The 18849-nt window shown below is 70.3% G+C and carries 18 protein-coding genes; 3 read left to right on the top strand and 15 right to left on the bottom strand.

Going from position 1 to position 18849, the window contains the following annotated elements; translation table 11 throughout:
- Nucleotide 1: 1 nt before the first annotated feature.
- Both AC5Y5E_RS10995 and AC5Y5E_RS10990 read right to left on the bottom strand, forming a co-directional pair.
- Nucleotides 2–880: an FAD binding domain-containing protein gene (locus AC5Y5E_RS10995; protein ID WP_499903008.1), complete on the bottom strand. Its 879-nt coding sequence runs from the start codon at nucleotides 878–880 to the stop codon at nucleotides 2–4.
- A 32-nt stretch (nucleotides 881–912) separates the two neighbouring features.
- The gene (locus tag AC5Y5E_RS10990) at nucleotides 913–2082 is read right to left on the bottom strand and encodes an XdhC family protein (RefSeq protein ID WP_499903007.1); all 1170 of its coding nucleotides are present in this window, start codon (nucleotides 2080–2082) and stop codon (nucleotides 913–915) included.
- A gap of 22 nt (nucleotides 2083–2104) precedes the next feature.
- Here AC5Y5E_RS10990 and AC5Y5E_RS10985 point away from each other — a divergent pair, with 22 nt between their 5' ends.
- Entirely contained in the window at nucleotides 2105–3070 is a 966-nt protein-coding gene (locus AC5Y5E_RS10985) for a LysR family transcriptional regulator (protein WP_499903006.1), read from the top strand.
- Between the two features lie 12 nt (nucleotides 3071–3082).
- Here the strand turns inward: AC5Y5E_RS10985 and AC5Y5E_RS10980 are convergent, their stop codons facing one another.
- The 6 genes from AC5Y5E_RS10980 to clpB form a co-directional block, all read right to left on the bottom strand.
- Entirely contained in the window at nucleotides 3083–3739 is a 657-nt protein-coding gene (locus AC5Y5E_RS10980) for a TrmH family RNA methyltransferase (RefSeq protein WP_499903005.1), read from the bottom strand.
- Nucleotides 3724–4623, bottom strand: coding sequence for a hypothetical protein (locus AC5Y5E_RS10975; protein WP_499903004.1), 900 nt, complete (start codon nucleotides 4621–4623; stop codon nucleotides 3724–3726). The genes AC5Y5E_RS10980 and AC5Y5E_RS10975 overlap by 16 nt, the downstream gene beginning before the upstream one ends.
- 12 nt (nucleotides 4624–4635) lie before the next feature.
- A complete protein-coding gene (pyrE, locus tag AC5Y5E_RS10970) occupies nucleotides 4636–5175 on the bottom strand; it encodes an orotate phosphoribosyltransferase (protein WP_499903003.1) in 540 nt (179 codons plus the stop codon).
- Entirely contained in the window at nucleotides 5162–5932 is a 771-nt protein-coding gene (locus AC5Y5E_RS10965) for an SDR family NAD(P)-dependent oxidoreductase (protein ID WP_499903002.1), read from the bottom strand. The genes pyrE and AC5Y5E_RS10965 overlap by 14 nt, the downstream gene beginning before the upstream one ends.
- 34 nt (nucleotides 5933–5966) lie before the next feature.
- A complete protein-coding gene (gene ttfA / locus AC5Y5E_RS10960; protein ID WP_499903001.1) occupies nucleotides 5967–6815 on the bottom strand; it encodes a trehalose monomycolate transport factor TtfA in 849 nt (282 codons plus the stop codon).
- A gap of 156 nt (nucleotides 6816–6971) precedes the next feature.
- Nucleotides 6972–9518, bottom strand: coding sequence for an ATP-dependent chaperone ClpB (clpB, locus tag AC5Y5E_RS10955; RefSeq protein ID WP_499903000.1), 2547 nt, complete (start codon nucleotides 9516–9518; stop codon nucleotides 6972–6974).
- A gap of 144 nt (nucleotides 9519–9662) precedes the next feature.
- On the opposite strand from clpB, the gene AC5Y5E_RS10950 reads away from it, so the two are divergent.
- Nucleotides 9663–10823 carry an FAD-binding oxidoreductase gene (locus AC5Y5E_RS10950; RefSeq protein WP_499902999.1) on the top strand — a complete coding sequence of 387 codons (1161 nt, stop codon included), beginning with the start codon at nucleotides 9663–9665 and terminating at the stop codon, nucleotides 10821–10823.
- Nucleotides 10824–10836: 13 nt separating this feature from the next.
- Nucleotides 10837–11727 (top strand): aldose 1-epimerase, encoded by an 891-nt coding sequence (locus AC5Y5E_RS10945; protein ID WP_499902998.1) that lies wholly within the window; start codon nucleotides 10837–10839, stop codon nucleotides 11725–11727.
- An 11-nt stretch (nucleotides 11728–11738) separates the two neighbouring features.
- On the opposite strand, the gene AC5Y5E_RS10940 is transcribed toward AC5Y5E_RS10945, so the two are convergent.
- The 7 genes from AC5Y5E_RS10940 to AC5Y5E_RS10910 all read right to left on the bottom strand — a co-directional run bounded on the left by AC5Y5E_RS10940 (nucleotide 11739) and on the right by AC5Y5E_RS10910 (nucleotide 18770).
- Nucleotides 11739–12260: a hypothetical protein gene (locus tag AC5Y5E_RS10940; RefSeq protein ID WP_499902997.1), complete on the bottom strand. Its 522-nt coding sequence runs from the start codon at nucleotides 12258–12260 to the stop codon at nucleotides 11739–11741.
- Nucleotides 12261–12269: 9 nt separating this feature from the next.
- Nucleotides 12270–13436, bottom strand: coding sequence for a PE family protein (locus tag AC5Y5E_RS10935; RefSeq protein ID WP_499902996.1), 1167 nt, complete (start codon nucleotides 13434–13436; stop codon nucleotides 12270–12272).
- 74 nt (nucleotides 13437–13510) lie between these two features.
- Nucleotides 13511–13903, bottom strand: coding sequence for a heat shock protein transcriptional repressor HspR (locus tag AC5Y5E_RS10930; protein ID WP_499902995.1), 393 nt, complete (start codon nucleotides 13901–13903; stop codon nucleotides 13511–13513).
- The gene (gene dnaJ, locus AC5Y5E_RS10925; protein WP_499902994.1) at nucleotides 13903–15084 is read right to left on the bottom strand and encodes a molecular chaperone DnaJ; all 1182 of its coding nucleotides are present in this window, start codon (nucleotides 15082–15084) and stop codon (nucleotides 13903–13905) included. The genes AC5Y5E_RS10930 and dnaJ overlap by 1 nt, the downstream gene beginning before the upstream one ends.
- 54 nt (nucleotides 15085–15138) lie before the next feature.
- A complete protein-coding gene (grpE, locus tag AC5Y5E_RS10920) occupies nucleotides 15139–15768 on the bottom strand; it encodes a nucleotide exchange factor GrpE (protein WP_499902993.1) in 630 nt (209 codons plus the stop codon).
- Nucleotides 15765–17627 (bottom strand): molecular chaperone DnaK, encoded by a 1863-nt coding sequence (gene dnaK, locus AC5Y5E_RS10915; RefSeq protein WP_499902992.1) that lies wholly within the window; start codon nucleotides 17625–17627, stop codon nucleotides 15765–15767. Before dnaK ends, grpE begins: the two co-directional genes overlap by 4 nt.
- Nucleotides 17628–17840: 213 nt before the next feature.
- A complete protein-coding gene (locus tag AC5Y5E_RS10910) occupies nucleotides 17841–18770 on the bottom strand; it encodes a LysR family transcriptional regulator (RefSeq protein ID WP_499902991.1) in 930 nt (309 codons plus the stop codon).
- Between the last annotated feature and the right edge of the window lie 79 nt (nucleotides 18771–18849).

Raw genomic sequence — 18849 nt, 5'->3', positions numbered from 1 at the left:
GTCAGCTCCTCTGCCCGCGCACTCGTTCGGCCGCGGTGCGCAACGTGCGGATAGTGAGTTCCGAGGCGAGGTGGCGCTTGTAGTCGGCGGTGCCGCGAACATCGGTCACCGGCTCGCAGGCCGCGGCGGCCAGGCGACCCGCCTCGGCGAACGTCTCGTCGGTGGCCGGCCGACCGACCAGCGCCACCGAGATCTCGGCCAGCGCGGCCGGTTCGGGGTTCACCGCGGTCAGGCCCACCCGAGCGGCGGCGATCGAGCCGTCATCGAGTGTGACGGCCGCGCCCGCTGCGGTGACGGCCCAGTCACCCACGCGCCGTTCCACTTTTGCGTATGCACTGGACGTCCTGTGCCGCACGGGGATTCGCACTTCGATCAGGATCTCGTTCGGGGCGACCGCCGTCTCGTACGGGCCGACGATGAAGTGGTCCATCGCGATCTCGCGTTCCCCCGACGGTCCACGCACCAGGCACACCGCGCCCAGCACCGTGCACACCGTCGAGAGATCCTCGGCAGGATCCGCCTGGCACAGCGAGCCGCCCAGGGTGCCGCGGTTGCGGACCACCGGGTCGGCGATCACGCGTTCCGCGTCACGGAAGATCGGGCACCCGGCGGCCAGGGTGTCGGACTCCAGGATCTCGCGGTGGCGGGTCATGGCGCCGACGCGCACCAGGGTCGGATCAGTGATCACGTAGCCGAGCTCGGGCGCCAGGTCGTTGATGTCGACGAGGTATTCGGGGTTGGCGATGCGCAGCTTCATCATCGGCAGCAGGCTGTGCCCGCCGGCGATCACGCGTGCGCCCTCCCCCAACCGGTCCAGTAGTCCGACGGCGTGGTCGACGCTGGTCGCGCGTTCGTATTCGAAGGGCCCAGGTACTTGCATGGGAGCAGTGTGGGCCGCGTCACACTGGGGCGTCAATGGCGAGTTAAGTGATCGCTGAACTCGCCCGCTACCTGCGGCTCCGGGGCGTCGTGGTGGATTCGTCCGCCGGTCTCGGTCAGCGGGCGGCCCCCGCCGCCCCAGCGCTTGGCGATGATGTCGGCGGCGATCGACACCGCCGTCTCCTCCGGGGTGCGGGCGCCGAGGTCCAGCCCGATCGGGCTGGACAACCGGGCCAGCTCGGCGTCGGTCAGCCCCGCGGCCCGCAGCCGGTTCATCCGGTCGTCGTGGGTGCGGCGCGAGCCCATCGCCCCCACGTAGCCGACCTGGGGGAGCCGCAGCGCCACCTCGAGCACCGGGACGTCGAATTTCGGGTCGTGGGTGAGCACGCAGATCACCGTGCTGGCGTCGATGGCGCCCGCCTCCGCCTGGGCGGCGAGGTAGCGGTGGGGCCAATCGACGACGACCTGGTCGGCGGTCGGGAAGCGCACCGGCGTGGCGAACAGCTCGCGGGCGTCGCACACGGTGACGCGGTAGCCGAGGAACGATCCCTGTTGCGCCAGGGCCGCGGCGAAGTCGATGGCGCCGAACACCAGCATCCGCGGGCGCGGCGCGTAGCAGGCGACGAACACCTCCATGCCCTCCCCGCGGCGTTGCCCGTCGGGCCCGTACTTGAGGACGTCGCTGCGGCCCACCGCCAGCAGGCCGCGCGCGTCGTCGGCCACCGCGTCGTCGGCGCGCGGCGACCCCAGCGAACCGCCGACCGCGTCGGGCCGCACCACGACCCGCCGCCCGACCCATTGCGCGTCGGGGTGCGCGATGACGGTCGCGACCGCCACCGGGCGGTGCTCGCCGATGTCGTCGGCCACCGCGCCGAGGTCGGCGAACGTCGATCGCGACACCGGCTCCACGAAGACGTCGATGATGCCGCCGCACGTCAGCCCGACCGCGAACGCGTCGTCGTCGCTGATCCCGTAGCGCTCCAGCCGCGGGGTCCCGGAGCTGGCGACCTCGCCGGCCAGTTCGTAGACCGCGCCCTCCACGCAGCCGCCCGACACCGAGCCCGTCACCGCACCGTCCGGCGCCACCAGCATCGAGGCGCCCGGCGGGCGCGGCGCCGACCGGAAGGTGCGCACCACCGTGCCCAGCCCCGCGGTATCGCCGGCGCGCCAGATCGCCATCAGGTCGGCAAGGACGTCACGCACGCATTAAACGTAAGCTCATGGCGTGACTCCGGCTCAACTTCGGGCCTATTCGGCGGTGGTGCGGTTGGGTTCGGTGCGCGCCGCCGCCGCGGAGTTGGGCGTTTCCGACGCCGGTGTTTCGATGCTGGTGGCGGCGCTGCGCAAGGAGCTCGACGACCCGCTGTTCACCAGGACGGGCGCGGGTCTGGCGTTCACGCCCGGCGGGCTGCGGCTGGCCAGCCGCGCCGTGGAAATCCTGGGGCTGCAGCAGCAAACCGCGATCGAGGTCACCGAGGCCGCCCACGGGCGCCGGCTGCTGCGGATCGCCGCGTCCACCGCGTTCGCCGAGCACGCGGCGCCCGGGCTGATCGAGCTGTTCTCGTCGCGGGCCGACGACCTGTCGGTGGAGCTGAGCGTGCATCCGACGAGCCGGTTCCGCGATCTGATCTGCTCGCGCGCCGTCGACATCGCGATCGGGCCGGCCGGCGAGGGTTCGCCCGGTCCGGGCGACGCGCTCTTCGTGCGGCCGTTCCTGAAATACCAGATCATCACCGTCGTGCCGCCCAACAGCCCACTGGCCGTTGGCGTTCCGACTGCCGCGCTGCTGCGCCAGCAGCAGTGGATGCTGGGCCCGTCCGCGGGCGGAGCGGACGGTGAGGTCGCAAAGATGTTGCGGGACTTGGGCATTCCGGAATCGAATCAGCGGATCTTTCAGAGCGACGCCGCCGCGCTCGAGGAGGTGCAGCGGGTCGGCGGTGTGTCGCTGACGATCGGTTTCGCCGTCGCCAAGGACCTCGCGGCCGGGCGGTTGACCCGGGTGACCGGTCCCGGCCTGGACCGGTCGGGCGAGTGGTGTGCGGCGACGCTGGGGCCGTCGGTGCGGCAACCCGCCGTGTCCGAGCTCGTCCGCTTCATCACCACGCCGCGCTGCACCCAGGCGATGATCCGCGGCAGCGGCGTCGGCGTGACGAGGTTTCGGCCGAAAGTGCATGTGACGCTGTGGAGTTGAGCGTGGAGGCCGCTACCAGGCGCGCGACAGGTCCGCGTGCTGGCGAATCCAGGCATGCATCGCGATCCCGGCGGCGACGCCGGCGTTGATGCTGCGCGTCGAGCCGAACTGGGCGATCGACACCGTGACCGCCGCGCCGGCGCGGATGTCGTCGGTGATGCCCGGGCCTTCCTCGCCGAACACCATCAGGCAATCCCGCGGCAGCGACGTCTCCTCCAGGCGCCGCGCGCCCGGGACGTTGTCGACGGCGACCACGGTCAGACCGGCGCCCGCCGCGAACTCCAGCAGCCCAGCCGTGCTGTCGTGGTGGCACAGCCGCTGATACCGGTCGGTCACCATGGCGCCGCGGCGATTCCAGCGCCGCCGCCCGACGATGTGCACGGTGTCGACCGCGAAGGCATTGGCGGTGCGCACCACCGAGCCGATGTTGGCGTCGTGGCCGAAGTTCTCGATCGCCACGTGCAGCCGGTGCCGGCGCGTGTCGATGTCGGCGATGATCGCGTCGCGGGTCCAGTACCGGTAGGCGTCGACGACATTTCGGGTGTCGCCTTCTCGCAACAGGTTTGGGTCATACCGCGGGTCGGTGGGGGGGTCGCCCCGCCACGGGCCGACGCCGCCGGTCGTCGTTCCCCATTCGGTGGGCCCCGGATCGCTCACCGCTGCGTCCACACCCCGGCGTGGGTGCCGTCGACCGCCACCGTCGCGTACAGCAGCGCCTCGTTGATTTCGCCCTGGGTGCACAGCGAGGCGTTGACGCGCACCGAGTCCAACGACGCGTCGGGCAGGATCAGCACCGACGACCCGTACGCCGCGCAGGCCGGGTTCAGGCCCCGCCCCGGCAGGGTCGGCGACGCCAGCAGCATCAGCGGGCCGCCGCGCTTGGCGGAGTCGTCGCGATACCGGTCCGCGAGCCCGGTGGCCTCCAGACCCAGCAGCATGTAACCGTTGCCGTTGAATGCCGCGGGGTCGCCGAGCTGCTCCTTCGTCACCGGGGCGCCGTCGGCGCGCCAGCCCGACAAGCTGACGGTCTTGACGGTCAGGCCGGTGTCGTTGGCGTTGGTCGGCGGCAACCCCACCGGAAACGCCGCCGGGTAGGCCGCCGAGGTGTTCGGGATGCGGTCGCGCGGCGAGTAGCCGTACACGCCGCGGACCTGGCTCCGATCCTTAAGCGGCCCAAGGCAAACCGTGCCGGTGAGCCGGTTCGGCGGCGCCGACAGCGGGTGCTGGATGTCGTGCACGCTGGTGACCGCGTCGTCGCAGCCGCCCAGAGCGGCCGACTCCAACGGGTGCGCCAGCGCGCCGTAGAGCCCGAAGCGAATGTCCTCGGGTTTGGCGTGCGGCGCCTTCGGGTCGCTGGGCGACGCGTCGACATCGACCAGCACATAATCGCCGTCCCAGCGCAGGTTCGACACCGACATGTTCCAGCCCAGCAGCGCGAGCGATTCGCCGAGCCGCGCGGCCTGCGCGCCGTAGGCCCGGGCCGGATGGCCGGAACCCGAACAGCCCATTAGTGATACGGCCACGCAGGCCAGTACGGCGATGAGGCGGCGCATCCGGTTCGCGGCCTAGCCCAGCCCCAGATCGGCAAGGCCCAGCACGCTGCGGTAGGGAATTCCCTCGGCTTCGATGGCCTCGGCGGCGCCGGTGGCGCGGTCCACCACGGTGGCCACCCCGATCACGTCGCCGCCCGCGTCTTGCACGGCATGCACCGCCGTCAGCGCGGAGTTGCCGGTGGTGCTGGTGTCCTCCACCACCAGGACCCGCCGGCCGGAGACCTCGGAGCCCTCGATAAGCCGTTGCAGCCCATGGGTTTTCGCCGACTTGCGCACGACGAACGCGTCGATGGGTCGCCCGGGCGCGTGCATGATGGCGGTCGCGACCGGATCGGCGCCCAGGGTCAGGCCACCGACGACGGCGTAGTCCCAGTCGGCGGTGAGTTCGCGCATCAGCGTGCCGATCAGCGCGGCGGCGCGATGGTGCAGGGTGGCGCGGCGCAGGTCGACGTAGTAGTCGGCCTCCTTGCCCGACGACAGCGTCACCCGGCCGTGCACCACCGCCAGCCGGCGCACCAGGTCGGCCAGCTCCTCGCGGTCAGCTTCGGTCACGGCCGCCGACCCGTTTCGTCGCGGCGCGCACCAACCCGCGGGGCAGCAGCCGCCCGGCGCCGACGATCGCCTTGTACTGCAGGCCCGGAATGCTGATCACCTTGCCGGCCGCGACGTCGGCCAGGCTTCGGGCGACCACGTCGTCGACCTCGAGCCACAGGAACGGCGGCAGCTTGGCCATGTCCATCCCGGCCCTGGCGTGAAATTCGGTGTGCACGAACCCCGGGCAGACCGCGTGCACGCCGACCCCGGTTCCGTCCAGCGCGCCGGCCAGGCCCTCGCTGAACGAAATCACCCACGCCTTGGAAGCCGAATAGGTCGACGACCGCCCGTTCACCAGCCCCGCGACGCTGGCGACGTTGATGACGGTCCCGGCGCCGGCGGCGATCATGGCGGGCACCGCGGCGCGGGTGAGCTGCAGGACCGCGGTCACGTTGACGTCGAGTTGCGCCTGCAGCAGCGCGGGATCGGCCGTCCAGAATTCGCCGGACGTGCCGAAGCCGGCGTTGTTGACCAGGACCCGTACGCCCGCGGCGAGCCGCTCGGCGACCTTGTCGCGGCCGGCCGCGTCGGCCAGGTCCGCGGGCAGGATCTCGACGCGGCCGCCGTGGCCCTCCAGCTCGGCCGCCAGCTTGGCCAGCCGGTCGACGTCGCGGGCGACCAGAACCAGGTCGTAGCCGTCTCGTGCGAAGCGCCGTGCGTAACCCCCGCCGATCCCGGACGTCGGCCCGGTGATCAGGGCTACGGGTCGAGGCATGAGCGACAGTGTAGTGACGCGGGCCTAACCGGCCTCAGCGCTGGTAGTTACTGGCCCCATGGCCGTTGCGCCCCGTCGGCGGCTGCCGGCCCTCGTCGCGACGCAGCGGCTCGGTGGCGCGGCGGGTCGCCTGCACATCCGAGCCCAGCAACCCCGACACGTCCGGCTGCGACCGCCGGGACGGCAGCTCCAGGCGACCGGCGGGCGCCAGCGGGCGGCTCGGCGCCGCGTTGCGCAGCGCCGCCGGGGCCCCCGCGTCCTGCGGGGTCTCCTGGGGCACCGGCGGCAACACGCGCAGCAGGTCGTTGAACTGGCGCACGGTGCGCAGGCCCTCGTCCCATTGGGCGCGCGTGCTGGCGATCGGCATGGCGACCAACGTCCAGTTCTGCTCGTTCCACATGATCTCGGCGCAGTCGGGGGCGGTGTGTGCGAAGGTAACCATGCGCCGGTCGCAGGCCCGGCGGGCCGCGTCCAGATTGGTCGAATACACCATCCGCGGCCCGATCGCGCCCAGCAGCCAAATGTCGCTCTCCCGAGGCTCTTTGAGCCCCTTGAGGCGCAGGTCAACGACGACGTTGGTGCCGACCTTGCGGTGCAGCGCGATCACCGTCGCGACTTCCTCGACGTCGAAGATGTAGACCGCCTCGCCGCGGATCTGGCCCAGCACGACGTTGTGGGCGGGGACGTCGCCCGCCGTCGAGATCACCCCGCGCTTCCAGCGCTTCAGGATGTCGGTCGATTCGCGCTCGTAGTCGAAGCCGTGCGACCGCGCCCACGATTTACGGCGCCTGCTACGCCCCCGTTGTCGATCGATGTCGACGTACACCAGCACGCCCGCGCCGACAAAGCACAGCGCGGACAGCGTGAACCAAAGGGGGACCATCCCACACAGGGTATCCGCTGTCGCCCCGGAATAGACAATGCGACCAGGTCACAAGCAAATTAAGGTTTGCTGGTGCGCGCGCGCTGGTGCGCCGAACGTCGACTTGTCGGGCGATTTCGAATGAAATGCCAACAACAAGTCGACGTTCGAGCGAAGTTAGCCCAGGATCAGCGAGTCGCCATCCGGGCTGACGTTGACCGGAACGGTGTCGCCGTCGTGCACGTCGCCGGCCAGCAACAGCTTCGCCAGCTGGTCGCCGATGGCCTGCTGCACGAGCCGGCGCAACGGCCGGGCGCCGTACACAGGGTCGAAGCCGCGCTGCGCCAGCCACTGCTTCGCGGGCAGCGACACCTCCAGCGTGAGGCGGCGCTGCGCCAGCCGCTTCTGCAGCTGCGCCAGCTGGATGTCGACGATCGACACCAGCTCGCCGGGCTCGAGGCCGTGGAAGATGATCACGTCGTCGAGCCGGTTGATGAACTCCGGCTTGAACGCCGCGCGCACCGCGGCCATCACCTGCTCCTCGCTGCCGCCCGACCCCAGGTTGGACGTCAGGATCAGGATGGTGTTGCGGAAGTCGACCGTGCGGCCCTGGCCGTCGGTGAGCCGGCCCTCGTCGAGCACCTGCAGCAGCACGTCGAACACGTCCGGGTGCGCCTTCTCGATCTCATCGAACAGGATCACCGTGTAGGGACGCCGCCGCACCGCCTCGGTCAGCTGGCCGCCCTGGTCGTAGCCGATGTAGCCCGGAGGGGCGCCGACCAGCCGAGCCACCGAGTGCTTCTCGCCATACTCACTCATGTCGATGCGGACCATCGCGCGCTCGTCGTCGAACAGGAACTCCGCCAGCGCCTTGGCCAGCTCGGTCTTGCCGACGCCGGTGGGGCCCAGGAACATGAACGAACCCGTGGGCCGGTTGGGGTCGGCGACGCCGGCCCGGCTGCGACGCACCGCGTCGGAAACCGCCGTCACCGCCTTCTTCTGGCCGATGACGCGCTTGCCGAGCTCGTCCTCCATGCGCAGCAGCTTGGCGGTCTCGCCCTCGAGCATCCGGCCGGCGGGGATGCCGGTCCACGCCGACACCACCTCGGCGATGTCGTCGGGTCCGACCTCCTCCTTGAGCATCACGTTCTCGCGCGCCTCAGCGTGCGGCAGCGCCGCGTCGAGCTTCTTCTCCAGCTCCGGGATGCGCCCGTAGCGCAGCTCCGCGGCCTTGGCCAGGTCGCCGTCGCGCTCGGCGCGCTCGGACTCCCCGCGCAGCACGTCCAGCTGCTCCTTGAGCTCGCGGACGACGTCGATCGCGCTCTTCTCGTTCTGCCAGCGGGTGGTCAGCTCGGCCAACTTCTCCTTCTGGTCGGCCAGCTCGGAGCGCAGCTTCTCCAGCCGCTCCTTGGACGCCTCGTCCTCTTCTTTGGCCAGCGCCATCTCCTCGATCTCGAGGCGGCGCACCAGGCGCTCGACCTCGTCGATCTCGACGGGCCGGGAGTCGATCTCCATCTTCAGCCGGCTCGCCGCCTCGTCGACCAGGTCGATGGCCTTGTCTGGCAGGAAGCGGGCGGTGATGTAGCGGTCGGACAGCGTGGCTGCGGCGACCAGGGCCGAGTCGGTGATGCGCACGCCGTGGTGCACCTCGTAGCGGTCCTTGAGCCCGCGCAGGATGCCGACGGTGTCCTCCACCGACGGCTCGCCGACCAGCACCTGCTGGAACCGGCGCTCCAGCGCGGCGTCCTTCTCGATGTACTTGCGGTACTCGTCGAGCGTGGTGGCGCCGACCAGTCGCAGCTCGCCGCGGGCCAGCATCGGCTTGATCATGTTGCCGGCGTCCATCGCGCCCTCGCCGGTCGCGCCGGCGCCGACGATGGTGTGCAGCTCGTCGATGAAGGTGATGATCTGGCCGGCCGAGTTCTTGATGTCGTCGAGCACGGCCTTGAGCCGTTCCTCGAACTCGCCGCGGTACTTGGCACCGGCCACCATCGAGCCGAGGTCCAGGCTGATGACGGTCTTGTCGCGCAGGCTCTCCGGCACGTCGCCGGCGACGATGCGCTGGGCTAGGCCCTCGACGATCGCGGTCTTGCCGACGCCCGGCTCGCCGATCAGCACCGGGTTGTTCTTGGTGCGCCGGGACAGCACCTGCACGACGCGCCGGATCTCGTTGTCCCGCCCGATGACCGGGTCGAGCTTGCCCTCGCGGGCGCGGGCGGTCAGGTCGGTGGAGTACTTCTCCAGCGCCTGGTACGTCGCTTCGGGTTCGGCGCTGGTGACCCGCGCGCTGCCGCGGACCTTGACGAACGCCTCGCGCAGCGCCTGCGGCGACGCGCCGTGGCCGGTCAGCAGCTTGGCGACGTCGGAGTCGCCGGTGGCCAGGCCGACCATCAGGTGTTCGGTGGAGACGTATTCGTCGTCCATCTCGGTGGCCAGCTGCTGGGCGGTGGTGATCGCCGCCAGCGATTCGCGCGACAGCTGCGGCTGCGAGCTGGCGCCGCTGGCCTGCGGGAGCTGGTCCAGGATGCGCTGCGCCTCGGCGCGGATGGTGGCGGGCTCGACGCCCACGGCCTCCAGCAGCGGCGCGGCGATCCCGTCGTTCTGCGTCAGCAGCGCCAACAGCAGATGGGCGGGCCGGATCTCCGGATTGCCGGCGGCCGAGGCCGCCTGCAGGGCCGAGGTCAGGGCCGCCTGCGTCTTGGTGGTCGGGTTGAAAGAGTCCACGACACCTCCGTTCGAGTACTTGGGTAAAAATGCTTGTCGGGTATTTCAACGCCGTCAAGGTTGAGTCTGTTCCGCTCAACTCTAGTGGATTTTGCGCGTCTTGGAATAGAGGCTTAAGTCGCCAGCCCGTTTAAATTGGGGCCCGTGAGCCTGGAGGACCCCGACGCGTTGCGGGTGCTGCGCGACGCCTTCGCCCCGGGCTCCGACGAACTCGTCCGCCAGTTCTATACCCACTGGTTCGCCCTCGACGTCTCGGTGCGCGACCTTTTCCCGCCCGAAATGGACGCCCAGCGGACCGCTTTTGCGCACGCCCTGCACTGGGTCTACGGGGAACTGGTCGAGCAGCGCGCGGCCGAGCCGGTGGCCTTCCTGGCCCAGCTCGGACGGGATCACCGCAAGTTCGGCGTGCTGCCGAACCATTACGGCACCCTGCGTCGCGCGCTGTACGCGACGCTTCGTGACCGCCTCGGTGACGGGTGGACCGATCCCGTCGCGGCGGCCGCCGATCAGTCGCTCAACCTGATCACCGGGGTGATGAGCGGGGCCGCCGAGGCCGAGCGGGGGCCGGCCTGGTGGGACGGCACGGTCATCGAACACATGCGGGTCTCCCGCGACCTGGCCGTCGTGCGGCTGCAGCTCGACCGCCCGATGGACTACTACCCCGGCCAGTACGTCGACGCCCACATTCCGCAGTGCCCGCGCCGGTGGCGCTACCTGAGCCCGGCGATCCCCGCCGACCCGGGCGGCGGGATCGAGTTCCACGTCCGCCAGGTGCCCGGCGGCCTGGTCAGCACCGCGATCGTCAACGAGACACGGCCCGGGGACCGGTGGCGGCTGTCCAGTCCGCACGGCGGCCTGCGGGTCGACCGGGAGGGTGAGGACGTGCTGATGGTCGCCGGCAGCACCGGGCTGGCGCCGCTGCGGGCGCTGATCATGGACCTGTCCCGCTATGCGGAAAATCCGCGGGTCCACCTCTTCTTCGGCGCCCGCTACCGCTGCGAGCTCTACGACCTGCCCACCCTGTGGCAGGTCGCCCAGCACAATCCGTGGCTGTCCGTCTCCCCGGTCTCGGAGTACAGCCTGGACCCGTCGTGGGCCGCTGACTATCCCGACGTCACGCCGCCGCGCGGCCTGCATGTGCGCCAGACCGGCCGCCTGCCCGACGTGGTGACAAAATACGGTGGCTGGGGCGACCGGCAGATCCTGATCTGCGGCGGGCCGGAGATGGTCCGCGCCACCAAGGCCGCCCTGGTCGCCAAAGGTGCTCCGCCCGAACACATTCAGCACGACCCACTGTCCCGGTGAACCGAGGTAAACCATGCAGATCGTGACCCTGACCGACCCGTCGTCGCCGGTGGCGGCGCAGTTCGTGCCCGAGGCGGGAATGATCGGCACCTCGCTGACCGACGCGGGCACCGAGTTGCTCGGCCAACGACGCGGCCTGCAGGCGTACGTCGAGGCGGGCAAGACGATGGGCATCCCGATCCTGTACCCGTGGGCAAATCGGTTGGGCGACAACACCTACACGGCCGAGAACGTGACGGTGACGCTGACGCCCGGGGAGAACGGCGTGCGTCCCGATCCCAACGGGTTGCCGATCCACGGCACCCTGGCCGCCTACCCGGGCTGGCGGGTGACGACGGAGTCGGGCAACGAGCTGACCGCGGAGGTGGATTTCGGCGCCGACCCGCGGTTGCTGGCCGGCTTTCCGTTCCCGCATGTGCTCTCGGTGGCGGTGCGGCTGGCCGACCGGGCGCTGACGGTGCGTACCACGGTCACCGCGACCGGGGATACCGCGGTTCCGCTGTGCTTCGGTTTCCATCCCTACCTGCACCTGCCCGGCGTTGCCCGCGGCGACTGGATGATCGAGACACCGCCGCTGCGGCACTTGGGGCTCGACGCGCGCGGCCTGCCCACGGGAGAATCCGAACCTCAGCCGGCTAGCGAAGAACCCCTGGGCGACAAGGCTTTCGACGACGCCTACGACCAGGCCGGCGACGGCGCGGTGTTCGCGGTGTCCGGCGGCGGGCGCCGCGTCGAGGTGCACTTCGAGCGGGGCTATCCGGCGGCCCAGATCTTCGCCCCCCTCGCCGAGGATGTGGTGTGCTTCGAGCCGATGACGGCGCCGACGGACGCGTTGCGCCGCGGCGGCTACCGGTGCGCGCGCCCAGGCGCGCCGGCGGTGACGCAGTTCTCGATTCGGGTGTGAGCGAACATCTTTCACCACCGCAGCATGGGGAAGGGCCGCAGCGGGTGCCCGGCGGCGTAGCGGGTCAGGCCCTTGGCGAGGAACCCGTGGAAGCCGCAATACGGCAACTCGGCGACGACGGACCGGATGTCCGGACGCCCGACCCCGTCACGCAGCAGGCCTCTGCTCACGTCGATACGGTCGGCTATCCGGAAGGTCTCGGCCATGCGATCGTGCGACGGCCGCAGCCGGTGGTGTTCGACGATCAGCCTGCGTATTTCGTCGACGTTGTCAATGCCGAATTCTTCGGCATGCGCGGAGGCCAGGTCGGCGGAGGGCTCTAGATAGTCGAACGTACCCGCGGTCCAGATGCCGAGATCGTGCGTGGCCCAAGCCAGTACGGCGAAGTCCGGGACCGGACCGCCGAGCAGCCGTTGGTGATAATTGAGCCCGCGGTACACGTGATTGCGGTAGGCGGGCAGGTCGCCGCCTAGCTCGGGTCGATATCGGTTCAGCAGTGTCTCGACGATGGGGTGCTCGGTAACAACTTCCATGCCATGAAGTTAGCCCGGTTGGCCCGGGGCGCCGTCGGCGCCGAACAGCTTCCCGCGAGTTCCCCCGGCACCGCCCGCGCCGCCGAACGTGCCACCGTTGCCGCCGGGGCCACCGTTACCGATCCACGACGCGTCACCGCCGTTACCGCCCTGCCCGGCGAACGACGCCCCGGTACCGATGGCGCCGCCGACGCCACCGGCGCCGCCGTTGCCGATCGGCCCGGCGTTGCCGCCCGTGCCGCCGTGCCCGCCGATGCCGGCGTGCCCCGCGGCACCGCCCCCGCCACCGCTCCCGCCGTCACCGAAGAGCAGGCCGCCGTTACCGCCGCCGCCACCGGCCCCGCCGTCGTGGACGCTGGAGGCTGTGTTGCCCGCACCACCGGCGCCGCCGGCCCCGCCGGTGCCGATCAGTCCGGCGCTGCCACCGTGGCCACCCGCGCCAGCGGCGCCCGGCGTCAAAACCGTGCTGAGACCTCCGGTTCCGCCCGCGCCGCCGGCGCCGTAGATCAACCCGCCCATGCCGCCGTTGCCGCCGGCTCCGCCGGTCAGGGCCCCGTTCGGGCCGCCCCCGGCGCCGCCCGCCCCGCCGATGCCGAACAGCCCCGCGTTGCCGCCCGCACCGCCGGTTCCGCCGAATCCGCCGGCGCCGCCTGGCCCGCCGTTGCCGATCAGCCCACCGGCGCCACCATTCCCGCCGGCCACCCCGTTGTTCGTGCTTGCACCGCCGGCGCCGCCGTTGCCCCAGAGGATGCCACCCGCGCCGCCGGGTTGCCCGACACCGCCAACGGTTCCGCCGTTCGCGCCGTCACCGATCAGCGGGCGCCCCAGGAACAGTTGGGTCGGCGCGTTGATCGCGCCCAGCACGTCCTGCTCGATCGTTTGCAGCGGCGACGCGTTCGCGGCCTCGGCGCCGGCGTACATGCTCGCCCCGGAGTTCAGCAGTTGGACGAATTGCTGATGAAACCGTTGCGCCTGGACACCCAGCGCCTGATAGGCCTGCCCGTGCGCGCCGAACAGCGCGGCGATCGCCGCCGACACCTCGTCGTTGCCGGCGGCCAGCAGTTGCGACGTCGGGGCCAGGGCCGCGGCGTTGGCCGCATGCAGGGCGGAGCCAATGTTGGCCACGTCGGTGGCCGCCGCCGTGACGAATTCCGGCGCTATGAGGACGAATGACATGGCCCCGACCATAGGGCGCGCGAACTTAACCGCGAATCAGGGATTTCCCTACATTTTCGCGGCTCCGCGGTCGCCTAGCGCGGTTTTCGCGGTTGCCAGACCACCAGCGCGGTGCTCTTGGGCACCACCGCCAGGTCGCGGCGCTGGCCGGCGCGCACCTGCGCCAGCTCCTCGGTCAGCTCCTTCACGCGCGACTGCAGCGCCTCCACCTGGTTGGTCAGCTCGATGATGCGCTTGATGCCGGCCAGGTTGACGCCCTCGTCCTGCGACAGCCGCTGCACCTCGCGCAGCAGGTCCACGTCGTGCTCCGAATAACGGCGTCCCCCGCCGGAAGTGCGCCTCGGGCTCACCAGCCCGAGGCGGTCATAGGTGCGCAGGGTCTGCGCGTGCATGCCGGCCAGTTCGGCCGCCACCGAGATCAGGAAGGTCCGGGCCTCCTCCTTGGGGTTGCGAGAACCTCGGGCCATCAGCGATTACCTGCCCATCCCGCGCGCGGGTCGAAACCACTGGATCGCTCGGCGGCCGCGTAGGCCTCCAGCGCCTCCTGGGCGGCGCCCTCCAGGTTCGGCGGCACGGACACTTTCACGGTGACCAGCAGGTCGCCGTTGCCGCCGCCGCGCTTGGGCACACCGCGTCCGCGGACCCGCAGGATGCGGCCGTCGGCGGTGCCCTTGGGCACCCGCACGCCGACCTTGCCGTCCAGCGTGGGAACCGAAAGCGTTGAACCCAAAGCCAATTCGGTGAAGCTGACGGGGACGGTCACGGTGAGGTCGTCGCCGTCGCGGCCGAACACCTTGTCCGGTCGCACATGCACGGTCACGTACAGGTCGCCCGACGGCGCCCCGCGCAGCCCGGCCTCGCCCTGCCCGGGCAGCCGGATCCGCTGTCCGTCCTCGACGCCCGGCGGGATCCGCACGTTGATGGTGCGGGTGCGGGTCGTCACGCCGGTGCCTTTGCACTCGTCGCAGGGGTGCTCGATGATCGAGCCGCTGCCCCGGCAGTCGGCGCAGGGTTCGGAGAAGCCGAACGCTCCCTGGTTGCGGTTGATCACGCCCGCGCCGTTACAGCTGGGGCACACCTTCGGGCTGGTGCCCGGGCGCGCGCCGCTGCCATGGCAATTCGTGCACGGCGCCGGGCTGGTCAGCCGCAGCGGCATCGCCACGCCCTTGGCCGCCTCGACGAAATCGAGCTCGGTCTCAGTCTCCAGGTCGTTGCCGCGCCGCGGCCGGCTGGGACGCGGGCTCGCGCCGCCTCGTCCGAACAAGCCGCCGAACAGGTCGCCGATGTTTGCGCCGCCACTTCGGCCGGCGGCGTCGAACAGGTCGCTGAGGTTGAACTCCGCGCCGTCGCCACCGACGTTGAAGCTGAAGCCGCTGCCACCATCGAACCTGCGGCCGCCGAAACCGCCGCCGGCGAACAGGCGGCGGGTTTCGTCGTACTCCTTGCGCTTGGCCGGATCCGACAACACGTTGTGCGCCTCCGACACCGCCTTGAATCGTTCGCCGGCGGCCGGGTTGTCGGGGTTGGCGTCCGGATGCAGGTCGCGCGCCAGCTTGCGATACGCGCGCTTGATCTCTTCCGGACTGGCGTCAGAGGAGACGCCCAGCTCCTTATAGAAGTCCTTTTCGACCCATTCACGCTGGGCCATGCCGCGTCACCCCCTCACCTTTCTCTATCTATTTGTCGTATGTGATTGTGGTGCTTACTCACCGGAGCCGTCGGCGTTATCGACCGTGTCGGACGGATGCGTTTCGGCGACGACCGTTTCTTCGCCGTCGCCGGCGACCGTGTCGACCACGCCGACCAGCGCGTGCCGCAGCACCTGGTCTCCCAGCTTGTAGCCCTGCCGCATTACCGTGCCGATCACCGGCTTGGAGCCGTCGGCGCCGTCGCCCTCGTGCTGCACGGCCTCGTGCAGCACCGGGTCGAAGTCCTCGCCCTCCGCGCCGAACGCCGTGAGACCGAGGCCGGTCAGGGCGCCTTCCAGTTTGTCGGCGACCGACTTCAGCGGGCCGGACTCCAGGTCGCCGTGCTTGCGGGCCCGATCGAGATCGTCCAGCACGCCGAGCAATTGGCTAACCACGGCGGCCTTGGCCCGGTCCGCGGCGGCCTGCTGGTCGCGCAGCGCCCGCTTGCGGTAGTTGGTGAAGTCCGCCTGCACGCGCTGCAGATCGGCGGTCAGCTCGGCGACCTTGTCGCCCGCCTCGGCCTTACCGGCAGGCGCCCCGCCCGGCGCTGCCGCGCCGGGGGGGACGTGCCGTACTTCGCCGGTCTCGGGGTCGATGCGCCGCTTGTCGGTGACGGTCACCTGTTCCGGGTTGCCCTCGCTCACTTGGCCTCCCGGTCGTCGTCGACCACCTCCGCGTCCACGACGTCATCGGCCGAGCCTGCCGCGCCACCCTGCTCCGGGCCGCCGGACTGGGCGCCCTCGGCCTGGGTGGCCTCGTAGATGGCCTGGCCCAGCGCCTGGGACTCCTGGCCCAGCTTCTCCATCGCCGACTTGATCGCGGAGATGTCGGTGCCGCCAAGCGCCGTCTTGGCCTCGGCGATCGCCGAATCGACCTTGGACAGCGTCTCCTCGGGAACCTTCGACCCGCCCTCGGCTTCGCGCTGGTCCTTGACGAACTTCTCCGTCTGGTAGACCAGCGATTCCGCCTGGTTGCGGATGTCGGCCTCCTCGCGGCGCTGACGGTCCTCCTCGGCGTGCGCCTCGGCGTCCTTGATCATCCGGTCGATCTCCTCCTTGGACAGGCCGGAGCCCTCCTGGATCTTGATCGTGTTCTCCTTGCCGGTGCCCTTGTCCTTGGCCGTGACGTGCACGATGCCGTTGGCGTCGATGTCGAAGGTGACCTCGATCTGCGGGACGCCGCGCGGAGCCGGCGGGATGCCGGTCAGCTCGAAGGAGCCGAGCAGCTTGTTGTGCGAGGCGATTTCGCGCTCACCCTGGTAGACCTGGATCTGCACGGACGGCTGGTTGTCGTCGGCCGTGGTGAAGGTCTCCGAGCGCTTCGTCGGGATCGTGGTGTTGCGCTCGATCAGCTTGGTCATCACGCCACCCTTGGTCTCGATACCGAGGCTCAGCGGCGTAACGTCAAGCAGCAGAACGTCTTTCACCTCACCCTTGAGCACACCGGCCTGCAGCGCGGCGCCCACGGCAACCACCTCGTCGGGGTTGACGCCCTTGTTGGGCTCCTTGCCGCCGGTGAGCTCCTTGACCAGCTCGGTCACCGCGGGCATGCGGGTGGAACCGCCGACCAGCACGACGTGGTCGATGTCGGACACCGAGATGCCGGCGTCGGAGATCACCGACTTGAACGGCTGACGGGTGCGGTCCAGCAGGTCCTGGGTGATCTTCTGGAACTCGGCGCGGGTCAGCTGCTCGTCGAGGAACAGCGGGTTCTTGTCCGCGTCGACGGTGATGTAGGGCAGGTTGATCGAGGTGCTCTGCGAGCTCGAGAGCTCGATCTTGGCCTTCTCGGCGGCCTCACGCAGCCGCTGCATCGCCATCTTGTCCTTGGTGAGGTCGATGCCGCTGGTGCCCTTGAACTTGTCGACGAGCCATTCGACGACGCGGTCGTCCCAGTCGTCGCCACCGAGGTGGTTGTCACCGCTGGTGGCGCGGACCTCGACCACGCCCTCGCCGATCTCGAGCAGCGAGACGTCGAAGGTACCGCCACCGAGGTCGAAGACCAGGATGGTCTGCTCCTTCTCGCCCTTGTCCAGGCCGTAGGCCAGCGCCGCGGCGGTGGGCTCGTTGACGATGCGCAGCACGTTCAGGCCGGCGATCTGGCCGGCCTCCTTGGTCGCCTGGCGCTGGGCGTCGTTGAAGTACGCGGGCACGGTGATGACCGCGTCGGTGATGTCCTCACCGAGGTAGGCCTCCGCGTCGCGCTTCAGCTTCATCAGCACGCGGGCGCTGATCTCCTGCGCCGTGTACTTCTTGTCATCGATCTCGACAGACCAATCGGTGCCCATGTGCCGCTTCACCGAACGGATGGTGCGGTCGACGTTGGTCACCGCCTGGTTCTTGGCGGGCTGGCCGACCAGCACTTCGCCGTTGCGCGCGAACGCGACGATCGACGGAGTGGTCCGCGAGCCCTCGGAGTTTGCGACGACGACGGGGTCGCCGCCCTCGAGAACCGAGACGACTGAGTTGGTGGTCCCGAGGTCGATGCCGACCGCACGAGCCATAGTGATTCCTCCTGATTACGTAGAGCTTCTTTGGTGCCACTATGCTGAGTGAACCCCGCTCAAGCCTGCCCTTCCGGACTCCCTGGTGTCAAGCCAAGGTTGAGCCTGATTCACTCAACTTGTCGATCATGCTAACGGCGAGCGCGCGCGTCTTGTTCCCGGGGTGCCCGTCGCGTATGAATACAGGGCGCCCTGGACGCACAACCAACGCCGTTAGCTCACACTCGGGGCGGTGCCGAGATCCGGCTCGGGCCCCGGGATCATCTCCTCGATCAGCGAGAACACGGCGCGGGTGGCGGCGCCGGGCGGGCGCAGCGCCGACCTCGCGACATACAGGCGCCAACACAGGTCGTAGCCGGAGATCCGCAGCGTCGCCAGGCCGTCGTCGCCGATCTCGTCGAGGATGAACCGGCTCAAGAAGCCGACACCGAGGCCGTTGCGCACGTGGGTCGCCGTGGTGGCGATGTCGGCGACCTCGAGGGCGACCGTGCGTTGCACCCCGGCCGCGGCGAAGGCCCGGTCGACCACGGCGCGGTTGCCGTAGCCGGGCGGGCCGTCGACGAACGACATCCCGGCCAGCTCGGCCAGTGACACCGAATCCCGTCCGGCGAGCGGGTGATCCGCGGGGACGACCAACAGCAGCGGAAACTCGGCGACGAGCCGGGTGTGCAGGTCGGCCGGGGCGCCGTCCGGGAAAACGAGGAGCGCGACGTCGAGGCTGCCGTCGCGGAGCTGCTGCGCCAGGCCCGCCGAACCGGCCCGGGCGAAACGAATTTGGACCAGCACGCCGGGATGCCGAGCACGCAGCTCGGCCAGCAGCGTCGGCAGGTCGATGTTGTTGACCGACATCAACGTCCCCAGCCTGACGGTGCCGCGGACGGCCCCGACGGTGGCGGCGACGGACTCCCTGGCCGCGCGGGCGGCCTCGATGGTGGCGCGGGCGTGGGGCGCCAGCTCGCGCCCCGCCGGGGTGAGCGTCACTCCCGCCGGTCCCCGGACGAACAACTCCGCGCCGAGTTCGCGTTCGAGGGCCTTGATCGTCGCGGACACTCCGGACTGGACGACGTGCAGCCTTTTGGCGGCGCGGGTGAAGCTGAGGGTGTCCGCGACAGCGAGAAAATACTCGAACTGGCGAAGCTCCACCGAACCATTATCACCGCCGGTGATGGCTCCCATCAGGAATTTTCGTTGGCTTTTGACGGTTGGGCCAATTTACGGTTCG

This window comes from Mycobacterium sp. NGS54, from assembly GCF_059812465.1.
The sequence above is the reverse complement of the archived record's forward strand: the minus strand, read 5'-3'. Positions and strand labels throughout refer to the sequence as shown.